This window comes from Flagellimonas chongwuensis, assembly GCF_013376415.1.
GTDB lineage: Bacteria > Bacteroidota > Bacteroidia > Flavobacteriales > Flavobacteriaceae > Flagellimonas > Flagellimonas chongwuensis.
The window spans coordinates 801,572-818,927 of the sequence record NZ_WYET01000004.1; the positions used below are offsets into that span (position 1 = coordinate 801,572).

The 17,356-nt window shown below is 42.3% G+C and carries 15 protein-coding genes; 13 read left to right on the plus strand and 2 right to left on the minus strand.

The annotated features are described in order from the left end of the window. Nucleotides 1-35: 35 nt before the first annotated feature. Nucleotides 36-1,070, minus strand: coding sequence for an alkaline phosphatase D family protein (locus GUA46_RS10680; RefSeq protein ID WP_176620474.1), 1,035 nt, complete (start codon nucleotides 1,068-1,070; stop codon nucleotides 36-38). 74 nt (nucleotides 1,071-1,144) lie between these two features. Here GUA46_RS10680 and GUA46_RS10685 point away from each other — a divergent pair, with 74 nt between their 5' ends. The 6 genes from GUA46_RS10685 to GUA46_RS10710 all read left to right on the plus strand — a co-directional run bounded on the left by GUA46_RS10685 (nucleotide 1,145) and on the right by GUA46_RS10710 (nucleotide 9,295). Continuing rightward, nucleotides 1,145-2,161 (plus strand): DHH family phosphoesterase, encoded by a 1,017-nt coding sequence (locus tag GUA46_RS10685; protein ID WP_176620475.1) that lies wholly within the window; start codon nucleotides 1,145-1,147, stop codon nucleotides 2,159-2,161. Then, nucleotides 2,158-2,706, plus strand: coding sequence for a gliding motility-associated peptidyl-prolyl isomerase GldI (gene gldI / locus GUA46_RS10690; protein ID WP_176620476.1), 549 nt, complete (start codon nucleotides 2,158-2,160; stop codon nucleotides 2,704-2,706). Before GUA46_RS10685 ends, gldI begins: the two co-directional genes overlap by 4 nt. 11 nt (nucleotides 2,707-2,717) lie before the next feature. After that, a complete protein-coding gene (locus GUA46_RS10695) occupies nucleotides 2,718-3,821 on the plus strand; it encodes a peptidylprolyl isomerase (protein ID WP_176620477.1) in 1,104 nt (367 codons plus the stop codon). A gap of 86 nt (nucleotides 3,822-3,907) precedes the next feature. Continuing rightward, complete coding sequence (locus GUA46_RS10700) at nucleotides 3,908-4,981, plus strand: DUF3810 domain-containing protein (protein ID WP_176620478.1); 1,074 nt, start codon at nucleotides 3,908-3,910, stop codon at nucleotides 4,979-4,981. Between the two features lie 59 nt (nucleotides 4,982-5,040). Next, nucleotides 5,041-7,986 carry an amidohydrolase family protein gene (locus GUA46_RS10705; protein ID WP_176620479.1) on the plus strand — a complete coding sequence of 982 codons (2,946 nt, stop codon included), beginning with the start codon at nucleotides 5,041-5,043 and terminating at the stop codon, nucleotides 7,984-7,986. Nucleotides 7,987-7,996: 10 nt separating this feature from the next. Next, on the plus strand, nucleotides 7,997-9,295 hold the full coding sequence (locus GUA46_RS10710; RefSeq protein WP_176620480.1) for an amidohydrolase family protein: 1,299 nt from the start codon (nucleotides 7,997-7,999) through the stop codon (nucleotides 9,293-9,295). 55 nt (nucleotides 9,296-9,350) lie between these two features. On the opposite strand, the gene GUA46_RS10715 is transcribed toward GUA46_RS10710, so the two are convergent. After that, nucleotides 9,351-10,154, minus strand: a complete 804-nt coding sequence (locus GUA46_RS10715) for a DUF6503 family protein (protein WP_176620481.1) — start codon at nucleotides 10,152-10,154, stop codon at nucleotides 9,351-9,353. 70 nt (nucleotides 10,155-10,224) lie between these two features. Here GUA46_RS10715 and GUA46_RS10720 point away from each other — a divergent pair, with 70 nt between their 5' ends. From GUA46_RS10720 to GUA46_RS10750, 7 genes are all read left to right on the plus strand, one after another. Beyond that, nucleotides 10,225-11,025 (plus strand): TrmH family RNA methyltransferase, encoded by an 801-nt coding sequence (locus tag GUA46_RS10720; protein ID WP_417942883.1) that lies wholly within the window; start codon nucleotides 10,225-10,227, stop codon nucleotides 11,023-11,025. A gap of 3 nt (nucleotides 11,026-11,028) precedes the next feature. Then, a complete protein-coding gene (locus tag GUA46_RS10725) occupies nucleotides 11,029-12,261 on the plus strand; it encodes a M48 family metallopeptidase (protein ID WP_176620483.1) in 1,233 nt (410 codons plus the stop codon). A 44-nt stretch (nucleotides 12,262-12,305) separates the two neighbouring features. Further along, entirely contained in the window at nucleotides 12,306-14,510 is a 2,205-nt protein-coding gene (locus GUA46_RS10730) for a RelA/SpoT family protein (RefSeq protein WP_176620484.1), read from the plus strand. A 41-nt stretch (nucleotides 14,511-14,551) separates the two neighbouring features. Continuing rightward, nucleotides 14,552-15,007: a Fur family transcriptional regulator gene (locus GUA46_RS10735; protein WP_108246624.1), complete on the plus strand. Its 456-nt coding sequence runs from the start codon at nucleotides 14,552-14,554 to the stop codon at nucleotides 15,005-15,007. 12 nt (nucleotides 15,008-15,019) lie between these two features. Beyond that, nucleotides 15,020-16,288 carry an adenylosuccinate synthase gene (locus GUA46_RS10740; protein WP_176620485.1) on the plus strand — a complete coding sequence of 423 codons (1,269 nt, stop codon included), beginning with the start codon at nucleotides 15,020-15,022 and terminating at the stop codon, nucleotides 16,286-16,288. Nucleotides 16,289-16,387: 99 nt separating this feature from the next. Further along, nucleotides 16,388-16,867, plus strand: coding sequence for a Dps family protein (locus GUA46_RS10745; RefSeq protein WP_176620486.1), 480 nt, complete (start codon nucleotides 16,388-16,390; stop codon nucleotides 16,865-16,867). A gap of 5 nt (nucleotides 16,868-16,872) precedes the next feature. Then, complete coding sequence (locus GUA46_RS10750; protein ID WP_176620487.1) at nucleotides 16,873-17,313, plus strand: DinB family protein; 441 nt, start codon at nucleotides 16,873-16,875, stop codon at nucleotides 17,311-17,313. Nucleotides 17,314-17,356 lie beyond the last annotated feature (43 nt).

The window sequence follows — 17,356 nt, forward strand, 5'->3', positions numbered from 1 at the left end:
CGCAAACTTAAGCTTTTTCAAGCAAGGTACAAGGCTCAATAGCTTTGTTTTAACTCTTGGAGAACAGTACCATTATCCCCCATAATCTTAAATTCGGCCCTTTTCTCTTTAAAATTAAGGTTGATGATTCCATAACTTTTATCGGAAACCACCTCACCCACACGATATGTGTTGGGCTCTCCGCTAAAGCTGGAATACGAATGAGTAAGCCCACTACTGGTAAAATCCACCAATGGATAGGACAGGCCATCAATATCGGCTCTGGAGAACTCGGAAATATGACGGTCCCCCGACAAAATAATCACTCCATTTGCTCCTGATTGTGTTATAATGTTCTCCAATTTCTCTACCTCCAATGGAAAATTGCCCCAAGTTTCAAAACCGTGTTCGCCCGAAAGCACTTGAATGCTGGACATAATCAAATTGAAATCGGCATCCGAACCGTTAAGCTCATTTTCTAACCATTTCCATTGGATGTCACCCAACACGGTTGCCGTTGAATCCATTGTCGGTTTGTAGCGTTTGCTGGAATCCGTATCATCAATAAGTTCACTTCTAAAATAACGGGTATCCAACACGATTACCTTTACCTTGCCGGCCGGCACTTCGTAATCATGCGAAGCATACACGCCTTCTTGGGTTCTCCTCTCACTATCTTGCGGCACATCCATAAAATCCAAGAACACTTGCTGACTTTCTGCCTTTATCGCAAAATCGGACCCTCCGTCGTTCACACCAAAATCATGATCGTCCCAAGTACCAATAATCGGAACTTCGTTCCTCAACTTCGCGTATCCCGCCACGGTATCCTGCATGGCATAGATAGCGCGTAATCGTTCAACATCGTCCGTATCCGCATAAACTATATCCCCTCCCCAAATCCAAACATCTGGATCTTCGGCCAAAATGTCGTCCCAAAAAGGATTCGGTTCTTGCGACATATTGCAGGAGCCGAAGGCTACAACAAAATCAGAGGTTGACTGCTCTTCGATCTCAGTGGTTTGCTCCGCCTTCTTTTTGCAGGCAGTGAACAAAACCAATGCCGCTAAAATTATGTAGGATTGCTTCATGATATGATTTTACGGAACCAAAAATACGGATAAACCAAGTTACCTCTATATTATATTATTGTATATTTGGCCGCATGAATTCAGCGGATATCACGACAGTAAAGTCGATTCTTTCCCAACCTCAAAAGATAGCGATCATACCCCACAGAAATCCTGATGGGGATGCCATGGGCTCCTGCTTAGCGTTATATGGATTTTTAAAGAAAAAAGGGCATACCGTACATGTGGTCGCTCCAAATGACTATCCAAAATTCCTTAAATGGATGCCAGAGAATGATACCGTCATCAATTTTGAGAGGGAAAACCCAAAGGCAAAAGAAGTCATCAATGAGGCTTCTATCATTTTTACCTTGGATTTTAACGACCTTTCCCGTGTTGGGCAAATGGAACAGGTCTTGAAAGAGGCGAGCGCCGATTTTATAATGATAGACCACCACCAACAACCGAGCGATTATGCAATGGTGACCTATTCCGATGTAACGATGAGCTCTACCTGCGAGATGGTGTACAACTTTATTGAATTTTTAGGTGAAACCGACCAAATTGATGCCGATATGGCCACAAATCTCTACACGGGCATTATGACGGACACAGGCTCATTTAAGTACCGTTCCACATCCAGCAAAACGCACCGCGTCGTTGCGGAACTTATTGACAAGGGCGCGGACAACATGGCCATTCACCAAGAGGTTTTTGACACGAACTCTCCTTCTCGCCTACATTTGCTGGGTGTTGCGCTGAGCAATATGGTGATTCTGCCCGAATACAGAACCGCTTACATTACCCTAACCCAAGACGAGTTGGACCAGTACGACTTTAAAAAAGGTGATACAGAAGGTTTTGTAAATTACGGCCTAACTTTGGAAGGGATTATTTTCGCTCTTATTTTTATAGAAAATCGGGAAGAAGGCATTATTAAAATTTCCTTACGTTCCATTGGCGATTTTTCCGTGAACGAATTTGCGAGAGCTCATTTTAATGGCGGTGGACACACCAATGCGGCCGGGGGAAGAAGCGAAACTAGTATGGAGGAGACCATATCCAGATTCAACGATATTTTAAAAACGTATAAATACAAATTGAATCCATGAGATTTTTTCTAGCTGTTCTGTTGGTCGCATCCATTGTAAGTTGTGGAGGGCCAGAGCCGAGAAGACCGATGGAGGTCAAATCCGGTAGTTTCTTCAAGGAATCCATTGAACGTACCAAAAAGTTGCTGGCAGAGGAGGAAAAGGCCATCCAAGAAATCATTTCCAAAGATACAGCCCACAAGTATCTCTCGAACCCAAACGGGTTTTGGTATTATTACCAGACCAAGAACGATACTGCCACCTATCAATTAAAGTCGGGTGACCAGATCTTGTTTTCCTATAATTTGATGGGATTGGAAGGCGACACTATTTATACTGCAGAGGAAATTGGGCCGCAATCGCATGTCATTGACAAGCAACAATTGTTCCCTGGGCTTCAAAATGCCGTGAAGCTGTTAAGAATAAACGAGAAGGCTACATTTTTGTTCCCTTCTCCCCTAGCTTTCGGCTATCAAGGTGACAATAAGTCCATTGGACCAAAAACACCTCTCAAATCATCAGTGGAATTACATACAATCATTATAGACAACGACAGTTTAAATTAAATTCATAAACAATGAAGAAATTATTTTACATCATACCTTTGTTTCTCCTAGTAATCATGGGATGTAAATCGAGTAAATATGCCGATTTGGGCGATGGTATCTTTGCCGACATCCAAACTACTAAAGGAGACATCATTATCCAATTGGAATACAAAAAAACGCCTGTTACCGTGGCCAACTTTGTATCCTTGGCAGAAGGAAAAAATCCATTTGTAAATGATGAGTACAAGGATAAAAAATTCTATGACGGGATTGTTTTCCACCGAGTGATCAAAGATTTTATGATTCAAGGAGGAGACCCAACAGGTAGCGGAAGCGGAAACATCGGCTACACCTTTAAAGATGAATTCAATGATTCATTGCGACACTCAAAAAAAGGTATTCTTTCCATGGCCAACAGAGGACCAAAAACCAATAGCAGTCAATTTTTTATCACGCACAAGGCTACACCTTGGTTAGATGACAAGCACACCGTTTTTGGTGAAGTGGTTATGGGAATGGACGTTGTGGACACCATTGCCAGTGTTGAAACCGGTGCTCAGGACAGACCAAAAACAGATGTTGTGATGAATCACGTAGAAATTGTACGTAACGGCAAGGATGCCAAACAGTTTGACGCTGTTAAAATAATGAGCAACTACTTTGAAGAAGCAAAACTAGCCGAAGCAGCATTCAAAAAAATGAAGGAAGATTTGGCCGCCCAATTTGCAGAACAAATCGACCAAGCCGAAGAAACTCCTAGTGGACTTCGCATTTTAACCTTGAACGAGGGTGATGGTGAACAGCCAAAAGTAGGCCAAAAAGTACTTGTAAACTATGCAGGTTGGTTGTTTAACGGAGATTTGTTCGACAGCAATATTCAAGAAATTGCCGAACAATTCAACCAATTGAACCCAGGCAGAAGAGATCAGGGCGGATATCGTCCATTTCCTATGGACTACAGCCCAGATGCCCAATTGGCTGCAGGCTTCCGCGAAGGATTGTTGACCATGAAAGTTGGGGACAAAGTTCGTTTGTTCATCCCTCCGCATCTAGGGTATGGCGACAACGACTACGGTCCTATTCCTGGTGGTTCGACCTTAGTTTTTGATATAGAAATAGTTGGAATCCAATAATAAAATTCCAAAAGCATAACTTAAAAAAAGCCGTACTTTTCCGTGCGGCTTTTTTATTTGCCGTAAAAACAAATTGCTCAATTTTGATGAGACAAAAAACCAAGACAATTATTGCCATAGCCCTTCCGATTCAAATACTATTGGTCAAATGGATAGGTAGTTATCCCAACCTTGTTGAAACGTATTACAGTAATGGCATATATCTTTACATCTCATGTTTTCTAAGAATCCTGTTGGGCTGGGTTCCTTTTTCGTTTGGGGACATACTCTATACCCTAATTGTACTGTTGGCCATCCGGTATATCTATAAAAACTGGAGAAGCATTAAGCAAAGACCTCTTTTTTTCCTAAAGGATATTACAGTGTCACTTTCCGTAGTATTCTTTCTTTTTCATCTGCTTTGGGGCATGAACTACCACCGCCAACCCATTACTTGGAAACTCAAACTTGAACATGAATATACTGTTGATGAACTGGTTGAGCTGACACGGTTCATCGTAAAACAAACGAATCAATATCAAATGGAACTTACCGGAGATACTATCTCTCCTGTCCATATCCCCTACTCCAAAAAGGAAATCTTTGCCAAAACCGAAGAAGCCTATGCCAACTTTGCAGAGCAATATCCCCATTTTGGATATCAACATCTCAGTCTAAAATCATCCATTTATAGCATACCCTTAACTTTTATGGGATATGGCGGCTACCTGAACCCTTTTACTAACGAAGCTCAGGTGAATGGCGTTACCCCAAAATTTAGACTGCCCACCGTAAGCTGTCACGAAGTAGGCCATCAATTAGGATATTCTGCCGAGGGCGCCACCAATTTTATCGGCTATTTGGTCACCTCTCAAAGCAATGATACTTATTTTAAATATTCCGCCTACAACCATGCCTTAGGATATTGCCTCACCGATCTTTTTCATAAGGATGAAGAAAAGTATAATGAGATTGTGGGCACCATCAACATGGGGGTAAAGGAAAATTTCAATGAATTACGAGATTTTTGGGAAAAATATGAGAATCCGATGGAGCCCGTATTCAAATCCGTATTCAACACTTTTCTAAAGGCGAACAACCAAAAAGAAGGCATCAAAAGTTATAATGCCGTTGTAGGTCTCATCATCAACTACAGAAAACAGCAGATGGCCATCCAATAAGACTTGTAGAGTCCTTTGAGTTACGTTATATTTAAACCGACTAATTCAATTCAAACCTTATGAAACTTAAACTTTTAGCGTTGCTATTCTTTGTAGGCAGCGTTTCTTTGTTTGCACAGGATTACTTTCCAATCAATGATGGTGTAAAGGCAAAGAAAAACAACAATTACACGGCATTTACCAATGCCAAGATCTACGTAACCCCGACCCAAGTTATCAACAAGGGTACTTTGCTGATCCGGAATGGCAAAGTAGTACAAGTTGGTAAATCCGTAAACATTCCAAAAAATGCAGTGGTCGAGGATATGAGCGGTAAATCCATTTATCCTTCATTTATCGACGTGCTTTCCGGGTTTGGGGTAAAACTTCCCAAAGAAGCCAGTGGTGGTGGAAGGTCCGCACAATACGGTCCGTCCAGGGAAGGGTTTTATTGGAACGACCACATTATGCCGGAAAACGATGCCATTGGCAGTTTTGAGTATGATAAAAAACAGGCCGAGGAGTTGAGAAATGCCGGTTTTGGAACCATCAATGCCCATATTGAGGATGGTATTGCCCGAGGAACAGGTGTTTTGGTCGCGTTGAACGACGAAGCATCCGAAGCACAGCGTATCCTTTCCGATAAATCCGCCCAATACTTCTCTTTTGAGAAAAGCCAAGCATCCAGACAATCATACCCAGGTTCCTTGATGGGCGCCATGGCCCTGATGAGACAGGTATATTACGATATGGATTGGTACAGCAAAGGCAATGTGGACACCAAAGATCGTTCTTTGGAAGCACTTATTGCCAATAAAGGATTGACCCAAATATATGTTGCCGGTGATAATGGCAACGTATTGAGAGCTGATAAAATTGGTGACCTTTTTGGAATACAGTACACCATTTTAGGCGGTGGAGATGAGTATGAGCGTATAGATGAAATCAAAGCTACCAATGCCAAATTGATTCTACCCGTTAATTTCCCAGATGCCTTTGACGTCTCAAATCCTTATCAAGCAAAATACATTGCGTTAAAAGACATGAGACATTGGAACTTGGCACCATCCAACCCTAAGGTGTTGGCGGACAACGGTGTCGAGTTTTCCATCACCCTGCATGGCCTAAAATCGCCAAAAGATTTAAAGGGAAAAATAATGAAGGCCATAACTTACGGTCTTTCCGAAACAAAGGCACTTGAGGCCTTAACCACCGTTCCCGCAGCCATTCTAGGGAAGTCAAGTGAAATAGGGTCTTTGCAACCAGGTAGCCAGGCCAACTTTTTGATTACCTCCGGTAATATTTTTGACAAAGGAATCACCCTTTATGAGAACTGGGTGCAAGGAACCAAGAATATTGTCGAGAGCATGGACGTAATCGATATTAGAGGTGATTATGACCTTGCAGTTAACGGAACCACATATAAAGTTTCCTTAACCGGCGATGCTGATAAACCAAAAGCTGAAATCAAAAAAGGAGAAGATAAAGTTGATTCCAAAATCGACTATTCTGCCGACTGGCTCAATATATCCTTTAGTGACGACAATATCGGTTCATACCGATGGGTAGCACAGGTTATGCCTGCCACCAACAGCATAAAAGGTACCATAGTCCTTCCCAATGGCGATGAAACTACGGCTACAATGACCAAGACATCTCCTTTCGAAGAAAAAGCCGAAGAAGACGAAACCACAGAAAAGCCACAGCTTATGGCCATAACCTATCCAAACGTTGGATATGGTTATAAAGAAAAGCCTCAGCAGGAAAGTATTTTGTTCAAAAATGCTACGGTTTGGACCGGTGAGAGCATTTTGGAAAATACCGACGTGTTGATCAAAAACGGTAAAATCTCTAAAGTTGGAAAAGACCTAAGAGCTGGAGGAGCTACAGTTGTTGATGCCACCGGAAAACACTTAACGGCTGGAATTATTGACGAGCACACCCACATTGCAGCATTGGCCATTAACGAAGGGGGACACAATTCCTCAGCAGAAGTACGCATGGAAGACGTAATAGATCCAAAAGACGTTGCCATTTACCGTGATTTGGCCGGTGGGGTAACCTCCGCGCAATTGCTGCATGGTTCTGCAAACCCGATTGGTGGGCAATCCGCTATTATACGAATGAAATGGGGAGAAAGTGCCGAAGATATGGTATTTGACAACTCACCCAAGTTCATCAAGTTTGCTTTGGGAGAGAATGTAAAGCAGTCCAACTGGGGCAGCTACTCACGTTTCCCACAAACAAGGATGGGTGTCGAACAGGTATATACCGACTACTTCCAGCGCGCCAAGGAATATGACGAAAAGAAAAAGAGCGGAGAACCTTACCGACATGATGAGGAAATGGAAACCTTGGCCGAAATATTGAACGGAGAGCGTTTCATTTCTTGTCACTCCTATGTACAGAGCGAAATCAATATGATGATGAAAGTAGCCGAGAAATTTGATTTCCGTGTAAACACCTTCACCCACATCTTGGAAGGTTACAAAGTTGCCGATAAGATGGCCGAGCATGGTGTTGGCGGTGGGACGTTCAGCGACTGGTGGGCCTACAAGTACGAGGTAAACGACGCCATTCCCTACAATGCCGCTATCATGACAAGCCAAGGTGTTACAGTTGCCATCAACAGTGATGATGCCGAAATGTCCAGAAGATTGAACCAAGAAGCTGGTAAAACTGTTAAATACGGTGGCATGTCAGAATTGGAAGCCTGGAAAATGGTAACCCTGAACCCTGCCAAATTGCTTCACTTGGACGACCGTGTTGGAAGTATCGAGGAAGGCAAAGATGCCGATGTGGTTCTTTGGACCGACCATCCGTTATCTGTTTACGCAAAAGCTGAAAAAACCTTGATCGAAGGAAAAGTATATTTCGATTTGGAAAAAGATAAAGCGTTAAGGGAATCCATCAAAAAGGAACGTAACCAGTTGATTGGAATGATGTTGAACGAGAACAAAAAAGGAGGAAAATCCAGAACTCCTGTGCAGAGCAAGAAAGAAGAATTTAACTGTGATACCCTTTAAAAAGTAGACCATGAAAAAAATATTTTTAATCATAGTAATTGTTTTTGGGGTTTCATTGAACGCTCAGCAGACCCCTGCCCCACCTCAATCCGAACAAATAGCCATAATTGGTGCTACGGCACACATTGGTAACGGAGAGGTGATAGAGAACTGTACCATTGTTTTTAAAGATGGTAAAATTACCGCCATTGGCGCCGATTTAATGGTACCCACCGTTGGGACCATGATCAATGCCGAAGGCAAACATGTGTACCCCGGATTTATCGCTCCGTCCAAATCCCTTGGTTTGGTAGAGGTAGATGCCGTTAGGGCGAGTGACGACCAAGACGAAATCGGAGAAATGATTCCTCATGTACGCAGTTTAATCGCTTATAATGCAGAATCCAAAGTTGTGGAAAGCATGCGTCCCAACGGCGTACTTATCGGACAGGTAACCCCTGTTGGAGGTACCATTTCCGGAACTTCCAGTATTGTTCAGTTCGATGCTTGGAACTGGGAAGATGCAGCGGTTAAAACAGATGACGGCATCCATATGAACTGGCCCAACTTTTTTCGAAGAGGCCGTTGGTGGGCTGGCGAAGAAAGAGGTTTTATTCCAAACAAAGAGTATGGCAAGGAAATGGCCGACATTGAAATGTTCTTCCAAAATTCCATTGCCTACGGAAAAGCCAGTGAAGATGAAAAGAACTTACCATTTGCCGCCATGCAGGGCTTGTTCGATGGTTCCCAGCGCCTGTACATCCATGCAGACGGCGAAAAAGAAATGACCGACGCCGTGACAATGGCCAAGGAAATGGGGGTTAAAAACGTAGTAATCGTTGGTGGATATAGGGCCAACAAAATTGTAGACCTTCTCAAAGAACATAATATTCCTGTTTTGGTCGAGCGTACACACGCATTGCCAAGTTTTGAAGACGATGATTACGACATCACCTATAAATTACCAAAATTGTTGGTCGATGCCGGCCTTTTGGTTGGATTGCAAAATGAGGATGCAGCCAATTTCCAGGTAAGGAACCTTGCTTTTTATGCAGGACAGACCGTAGCTCAGGGATTGGACAAAGAAACCGCACTCCAATTGATAACCGGAAATACAGCCAAAATTCTTGGGATTGATGACTTGTACGGAACCTTGGAAGAAGGTAAAAGTGCCACATTGTTTATTTCCGAAGGTGACGCTTTGGATATGAGGACCAACCAACTATCAAAAGCATATATTGACGGTAGGGACGTTTCGTTGGAAACGCACCAGACCGAACTTTGGAAACGGTATATGGGCAAATACGAAAGAGAAAAAGAAGGACAATAGATTCTTCTAAAATAAAAAACGGCGCTCATTGGAGCGCCGTTTTTGTTTTCGTGAATTAATTCATTTTAATGGGAACGTACTCCCCATTTTCTGGTTTTTCATAAAAACTGTCCGGCTTGGCATCCTCATTCAGTAATACTTCTTCAAAATTGACAGTACTCACCGGTTCCATAATCGTTCTGCCCTCATACTTATGCCATGTAATGGATTTTGGCAATACCAGTCCATTCACCTCTTGCCAATTATCGTAGTGAATCCATTTAACATTATCCGAACTTTCCCCAGAGCGATAGGTCACGGTATAGCCCAACCAAGCCATCTGGTGGGTATCGGCATCAAAATGAATGAAGTACTCATCTTTGGATGAAGCCCCCACACCTGATTCATAGGCTATTTGCAGACCGGGGTATTTTTTACCTTCATATTCCAAATCTTCGGTAGCAGTATACATGATGCCGTCATCGGCCAGCACAAAGGGCATGGCATAGAAATAAAACATCAAATTATGATAAAAGCCAGCGTCGCCTTCGTAATTGCCCGCATCATTAAATAACCATGCTTGTTCGCCGTCAAAACCCATCGAAAATTGCTCCGTGTCAATTCTATCCTTTCGCGAACGCAAATCAATAGTATGAGTTTCGGACAGTTCGGGTTTGGGCAGTACAAAGGACAATGTTCGTTGCGCTTTCCATTGTTGCAAGCCTCCATGGGCATCAAAAACCTTAGTTAAGGCATCAGGATAAACAGCTTCGTCCACCACCATTTCCTGCTGAATTGGTGTTTCATTTTTTTCTGTTTTAGGATTTTGTTTGCAAGCGGTAAGGCCAATAAAAAGTAATAGGATGGTTAATTTGTTCATGGTATCTATTTTACCAGTTGGTCGAAAAGCCCTTTTTTTAATTACAGGAATGGCTATTTTTACCATGAATATGGAAGCTAAACTAGTCAGCAGTGCCCAGAATCCTTTGGTAAAAAGCATCATTTTACTAAAAGACAAATCCCGTGAACGTAGAAAGACAGGACTTTTTGTAGGAGAGGGACAAAGGGAAATTGAATTGGCCCTAAAAGGGGGCTATGTTCTGAAAACGCTACTTTTTTGCCCAGAGTTGATGGGCCCAACTTCCATTGAGGCTTTCACCAAAACTACAAACCCGGAAATTGTTCAGGTTTCCGAAAGCGTATACGGTAAAATTGCACACCGTGGCACCACAGAGGGAGTTATGGCCTTGATGCAATCCAAGAACCATGCATTGAAAAACATCTCCTTTGAAAGCAAAACACCCTTGGTGTTGGTTGCCGAAGCCCCGGAAAAACCTGGCAACATTGGCGCACTATTGCGTACTGCCGATGCCGCAGCCGTGGATGCCGTTTTAATAGCAAATCCCAAATCGGACCTATATAGTCCCAACATTATCCGTTCCAGCGTAGGTTGTCTTTTTACCAACCAGATCGGCGTAGGGACAACGGACGAAATCATTGATTTTTTACAAACCAACCAAATCAAAATCTACTGTGCCGCCCTCACCGCTTCCAAAAATTATGTGGAGTGCGATTTTAAAGCCGCTTCTGCCCTTGTAATGGGCACGGAAGCCACTGGATTGACAGAAAAATGGCTTCAAAATTCCGGCCAAAACATAATTATACCGATGCAAGGAGAAATAGACTCCATGAATGTTTCGGTATCCGCCGCAATACTTATATTTGAGGCGAAGCGCCAGCGCGGATTTTAAGCTATGGAAAAAAATATCCTTTTTTATGTCATTCTGGCCATTCTTGTGGTCCAATATTTGGTTCACCAGTATTTGGAGTACCTGAACGCCAAGCGTTTCAAATCGACATTGCCACCTGAACTGGCCGATGTTTTTGATGAACAGGAATATCAAAAATCACAGCAGTACAAGAAAATCAATTATAAATTTGGGGTCATTTCGGATGGCTTTTCACTGGTTCTGACCACCTGCTTTCTCGTTTTTGGGGGCTTTGAATGGGTAGACCAACTTACGCGCTCCATCACGCAGGACAGCATTCCCATGGCATTGATTTTTTTCGGGATCATAATGTTGGGAAGCGCCATTTTGGGACTCCCCTTTTCCTATTACCGTACTTTTGTAATAGAGGAAGAATATGGCTTCAACAAAACCACAAAATCCACCTTTTTCTCCGATAAAATCAAAGGCGGCATCCTAACCGTTGTTCTTGGAGGAGGTATTTTGACATTGTTCATGTTGTTCCACCAATCTACAGGCGCCAATTTTTGGATCTATGCATGGATTGCCGTTGGAATCTTCATTTTGTTTATCAACTTATTCTATAGCCGCTTGATCGTGCCCATGTTCAACAAGCAAACGCCGCTTGAAGATGGAAGTTTAAAAAGTTCGATTGAAAACTATGCGCAAAAGGTCGGGTTCGAGCTTCAAAATATTTTTGTGATCGATGGTTCTAAAAGATCCACTAAGGCAAACGCCTATTTTTCAGGTTTCGGAAAAGAGAAAAGAATCACTTTGTTCGACACCTTGATCAATGATCTTAGCGAAGATGAAATTGTGGCAGTTTTGGCCCATGAAGTAGGTCATTACAAGCGCAACCATATTATTGTAAATCTTGTAGTTTCCCTATTGACAACCGGTTTGACGTTGTTCGTTCTTTCATTGTTCATCAACCATCCAGAAATATCCTTGGCCATTGGGGTGTCCACACCGAGTTTCCATGCTGCATTGGTCGGGTTTGCATTGTTGTACAGTCCAATATCCGAGATCACTGGATTGATCATGAATTATTTATCAAGAAAATTCGAGTTTCAAGCTGATAATTTTGCAAAAAATACCTTTGCTGCAACTCCATTGGTATCATCATTAAAAAAGTTGTCCAAAAAAAGCTTGAGCAATTTAACACCTCACCCAGCTTACGTATTTGTGCATTATTCACACCCCCCTTTAGTGGAACGTATCCGAAACCTAAAGGCATAGTTTTTGTTGTTTAGATAATAAGATTATAGTAAATTTAATATACTATGACAGAGGCTGCTATTGAAAAAGAGAACAAGGAGATTGCGAAGCAGTACAAGGAATTACTTCGCATAAGCTACCAAACATTGACGGACGAGGACAAGAAATTGATTCGTTCCGCCTTTGATGTTGCGGTGGACGCCCATAAGGACCAGCGAAGGAAATCCGGGGAAGCCTATATTTTCCATCCGATTGCCGTTGCTAAGATCGTAGCTTCGGAAATAGGCCTTGATGCCGTTTCCATTGCATCTGCCCTCTTGCACGATGTCGTTGAGGATACTGCCTATACACTTGCAGATATTGAGCGGATGTTCGGGGAGACGGTTGCACGAATTGTGGACGGTTTGACCAAAATTGCGCATCTCAAGAAAGATAAAGATATAAGTCAGCAAGCAGAGAATTTCAGAAAAATGCTACTGACCCTGCATGATGATGTCCGGGTAATCATCATCAAGATTGCCGACCGTTATCACAATATGCTCACCATGGATTCCATGCCGGAGCACAAACAAGTGAAGATTGCTTCGGAAACGCTCTATATCTATGCACCGTTGGCACACCGGATAGGTCTTTACAACATCAAGACACATTTGGAAGACCTCTCACTAAAATATACAGAGCCCGAGGTCTATAATGACATTTATGCCAAAATTGAGGATACGGAAGAAGAGAGCTTGGCCTATATCGAGGATTTTTCCAATGTGATAAGAACGTCCTTGGACAAAGAGGGACTCAACTATTTCATCAAGGGTAGGATGAAGTCCATCTTTTCCATCCGTAGAAAAATGAAGGCGCAAAACGTCTCGTTTGATGAAGTCTACGATAAGTTCGCCATCCGTATTATCTATAAATCCGACAAGAAAAACGAAAAGTTCCTTGCCTGGAAAATTTACTCCATAGTAACGGACCACTTTACTCCGAACCCAATCCGTTTGCGCGACTGGATCACCTCTCCTAAATCTACGGGTTACGAGGCACTTCATATTACCGTTATGGGCCCCAAGGGCAAATGGGTAGAAGTTCAGATTCGGAGTGAGCGCATGCACGAGATTGCAGAGAAAGGCTATGCAGCCCACTTTAAATATAAGCATGGCGCGCAGAAAGAACAAGGTATCGAAGAGTGGCTCAACAAGCTTCAAGAAGCGCTTGAAAGTGCAAACGGCAATGCGGTTGATTTTGTAGAAGAGTTCAAGCTCAACCTCTACGCCAAGGAAATATTTGTTTTCACTCCCAAGGGAGATTTAAAATCCATGCCGAAAGGTGCAACTGCGTTGGATTTTGCCTTCAACATCCATACTGAAATCGGGATGAAGACCCGAGGGGCCAAGGTCAATGGAAAACTAGTGCCGCTTGGAACAAAGCTAAGAAGTGGCGATCAAGTTGAAATCATCACCTCCGAAAGCGCAAAACCCACCCAGACCTGGTTGGACTACGCCGAGACGGCACGGGCACGTTCCAAGATAAAATCATCGCTAAGCGAGGAGAAAAAAGAAGTCGCCGAAGAAGGAAAAGAAATTTTGCGCCGCAAACTCAAGGCCCAGAAAATCAACCTGAACGAAGACACGGTGAACAAATTGGTGACCTTCTTCAAACTAAAAACAAGTTTAGACCTTTTCTACCGGGTGGGCATCGGGGTCATCGACAACGATAAGCTGAAGGATTTCTCCTCTTCCTACCATAATGCATTCATCAATTTCTTCAAGAACAGAATCCGTAAAAATCCTGCTCCAAAAGATGTTGACCGAAATGAGATTACCACCAAATACGATTTGCTTGTTTTTGGAAAGGAAGAAGAAAGACTCAATTATAAATTATCCCAATGTTGCAATCCCATTCCCGGGGATGAGGTATTCGGCTTTGTAAGTGTAAACGATGGAATCAAGGTCCATAAAAAGAACTGCCCCAACGCCATTTCGTTACAGTCCAACTACGCCTACCGTATCATTAGTGCCAAATGGATAGATTCTTCCCAAGAAGAATTCTCCGTCGACATCCAAATTACCGGAATCGACAACATGGGGCTGGTCAAGGATATCACTAAGATCATTTCGGAAAATATGCACGTAAACATGCGCAATCTGAACTTTAGTGCAGATGGTGGAACCTTTAAAGGGAAAATTACGCTAGTGGTAAAAAACAATAATATCCTGCAAAGGCTTATGAACAATTTAAAGCAGGTGGAAGGTATAGATAAAGTGACCAGAATTTAATTTTTAACTGTACCTTTGTGCATTAGCATAGGTAGAAAGCCATGGGAAATAATAAAAATCAGGAAATTGTAAAAAACGTGTTCACTGCCTTTCTTGAAGAAAAGGGACACCGCAAAACCCCTGAACGATACGCCATTTTACAGGAAATTTATGAAAGTGACGACCATTTTGATGTAGAATCCCTTTACATTAAAATGAAGACCAAAAATTACAGGGTAAGTCGTGCCACGCTTTACAACACCATCGAACTTTTATTGGAATGTAAGCTGGTACGAAAACACCAATTCGGTAAAAATCAGGCTCAATACGAGAAATCCTATTTTGACCGTCAGCATGATCACGTAATACTTACCGACACTGGTGAGGTGGTAGAATTTTGTGACCCGCGCATTCAATCCATCAAAAAAACTATCGAGGAGGTATTTGATATAAAAATCAACAACCACTCTTTATACTTCTACGGAACCCGAAATAAAGAAAAAAACCTAACTGAATAACCCACATATTACATGGTAGATTTATTGCTTGGACTCCAATGGGGAGACGAAGGAAAAGGAAAAATTGTTGATGTACTGACCAAGGAATACGATATTATCGCCAGATTTCAAGGAGGTCCGAATGCAGGGCACACTTTGGAGTTTGATGGTATAAAACACGTTTTGCACACTATTCCGTCCGGAATATTTCACAAAAATGCCATCAATGTGGTAGGTAACGGAGTCGTAATCGACCCTGTAATATTTAAAAAAGAGCTCGATAACTTGGAGAAATTCAATATAGACATCGAAACCAAGCTCTTTATCTCAAGAAAAGCACATTTAATTTTGCCCACCCACCGTTTGTTGGATGCCGCTTCCGAGGCTTCCAAAGGAAAAGCAAAAATCGGTTCCACCTTAAAAGGTATTGGACCGACATATATGGACAAAACCGGCAGAAACGGTATGCGCGTTGGTGATTTGGAGTTCGATGATTGGAAAACCAAATACAGAGCTTTGGCCGACAAGCACGAAGCGATGATAGATTTTTACAATGTGGAAATCCAGTACAACCTCGACGAATTGGAAGCCGAGTTCTGCGAAGGTGTGGAAACATTGAAAAAATTAACCTTCATCGACAGTGAGGAATACATTTTCAAGGCGCAGGCAGAAGGCAAGAAAATATTGGCAGAGGGAGCACAAGGTTCGTTGTTGGACATTGATTTTGGAACCTATCCGTTTGTAACCTCTTCGAATACTACAGCCGCTGGTGCCTGTACTGGTCTTGGAGTTGCTCCCAACAATATCAAAAATGTTTTGGGAATTTTCAAGGCTTACACCACCAGAGTGGGAAGCGGCCCCTTCCCTACTGAACTTTTTGATGAAGACGGTGCCACCATGGCCAAAGTCGGAAACGAATTCGGTGCAACAACAGGAAGACCCCGACGTTGTGGTTGGTTAGATTTGGTTGCTTTGAAATATGCCGTTCAAATCAACGGTGTAACAGAATTGATGATGATGAAAGCCGATGTTCTCAGTGGTTTTGACACCATCAAGGTCTGTACTGCATACCAATATAAAGGAGAAGAAATCCAGCATTTGCCTTACAGTATAGAGGAAGAATATGTAACCCCTGTTTATACTGAAATGAAAGGTTGGTCCGAGGATCTTACGAAGCTTTCCAAAGCGGAGGATTTACCTGCCACCTTAAATGATTATATCGCCTTTTTGGAAGAGCAGTTAAACGTGCCCATCAAGATTGTATCGGTAGGTCCGGATAGGCTTCAGACGATTCATCGATAGACCTATTTTATAAGAATAGGGTTAACCTTATGTGACCAATGTCACTTTAAGGAATGTTAGTTTGTTTTACCTTTAAATTAATCTAAAAAATAAAACAAAATGACTCAAAACCTTAATCAAATAGGACTAGATAAAACAGCATCGAGCGATTTGGCGGATAAGCTAAATGAGTTATTGGCCAATTATCAGATTTTCTACATGAATGCCCGTGGATTTCATTGGAACATTAAAGGTGAAAAGTTTTTTGAACTTCACCTTAAGTTCGAAGAACTCTATAACGATTCATTGATCAAAATTGATGAAATTGCAGAACGAATCTTGACCTTGGGCTTTACTCCACTACACACCTTTGGGGATTATCTGGAGCTCTCAAAAATAAAGGTCTCCAAAAATATATCAAGCGGTACAGAGGCCATTCAGAAAATATTAAAAGGGTATGAAGTGCTGTTGCCGTTGGAAAGAGAACTTTTGGAAATGTCAGGGGACTCCAATGATGAAGGCACCAATGCACTTATGAGCGATTACATCCGTGAACAGGAAAAACTTATTTGGATGTACTCGGCATATTTAAACCAATAACTCGTATGACCAAGGACATTCTCAATGACCTAATCGCACAGAATCAGAAAACTTGCGATTTCACCTTTAACGAAATCACAGAGGAAAATAGTGTTCTAAGATTGAACGATGACACCGCATCCATCGGGTTCATTTATCGTCATATTGGAGAGATCATGCATCTACTTGCCCAATTCTTTGGTGTCCCAACAAATGTTGAGAACACCACTATGGGGCAAAAAGACACCGGCAAGGCGTACAACAGGGATGAAAACCAAAAACTTATAGAGGACGGTTATCAAGTATTGTACGGCCTTGTCAAAAATCTTTCCGAAGATCAATGGAGGGAAACCTTGGACACTCCGTTTTTCGGAACCATTTCCAGGGTCAGGCTATTGGGACATATATTATATCACACAACTTACCATTGCGGACAAATTACCCTAACGCTTAAACACGGAAAATAAAAAACAAGGCCTTAACCGTTTGGGAGAGAAATCCCAAAGCTTT

Bases quoted from the DNA above. Each gene is read 5' to 3' on its own strand.
- GUA46_RS10680 (WP_176620474.1), bottom strand. From the start codon at position 1,070: ATGAAGCAATCCTACATAATTTTAGCGGCATTGGTTTTGTTCACTGCC.
- GUA46_RS10685 (WP_176620475.1), top strand. From the start codon at position 1,145: ATGAATTCAGCGGATATCACGACAGTAAAGTCGATTCTTTCCCAACCT.
- gldI (WP_176620476.1), top strand. From the start codon at position 2,158: ATGAGATTTTTTCTAGCTGTTCTGTTGGTCGCATCCATTGTAAGTTGT.
- GUA46_RS10695 (WP_176620477.1), top strand. From the start codon at position 2,718: ATGAAGAAATTATTTTACATCATACCTTTGTTTCTCCTAGTAATCATG.
- GUA46_RS10700 (WP_176620478.1), top strand. From the start codon at position 3,908: ATGAGACAAAAAACCAAGACAATTATTGCCATAGCCCTTCCGATTCAA.
- GUA46_RS10705 (WP_176620479.1), top strand. From the start codon at position 5,041: ATGAAACTTAAACTTTTAGCGTTGCTATTCTTTGTAGGCAGCGTTTCT.
- GUA46_RS10710 (WP_176620480.1), top strand. From the start codon at position 7,997: ATGAAAAAAATATTTTTAATCATAGTAATTGTTTTTGGGGTTTCATTG.
- GUA46_RS10715 (WP_176620481.1), bottom strand. From the start codon at position 10,154: ATGAACAAATTAACCATCCTATTACTTTTTATTGGCCTTACCGCTTGC.
- GUA46_RS10720 (WP_417942883.1), top strand. From the start codon at position 10,225: ATGGAAGCTAAACTAGTCAGCAGTGCCCAGAATCCTTTGGTAAAAAGC.
- GUA46_RS10725 (WP_176620483.1), top strand. From the start codon at position 11,029: ATGGAAAAAAATATCCTTTTTTATGTCATTCTGGCCATTCTTGTGGTC.
- GUA46_RS10730 (WP_176620484.1), top strand. From the start codon at position 12,306: ATGACAGAGGCTGCTATTGAAAAAGAGAACAAGGAGATTGCGAAGCAG.
- GUA46_RS10735 (WP_108246624.1), top strand. From the start codon at position 14,552: ATGGGAAATAATAAAAATCAGGAAATTGTAAAAAACGTGTTCACTGCC.
- GUA46_RS10740 (WP_176620485.1), top strand. From the start codon at position 15,020: ATGGTAGATTTATTGCTTGGACTCCAATGGGGAGACGAAGGAAAAGGA.
- GUA46_RS10745 (WP_176620486.1), top strand. From the start codon at position 16,388: ATGACTCAAAACCTTAATCAAATAGGACTAGATAAAACAGCATCGAGC.
- GUA46_RS10750 (WP_176620487.1), top strand. From the start codon at position 16,873: ATGACCAAGGACATTCTCAATGACCTAATCGCACAGAATCAGAAAACT.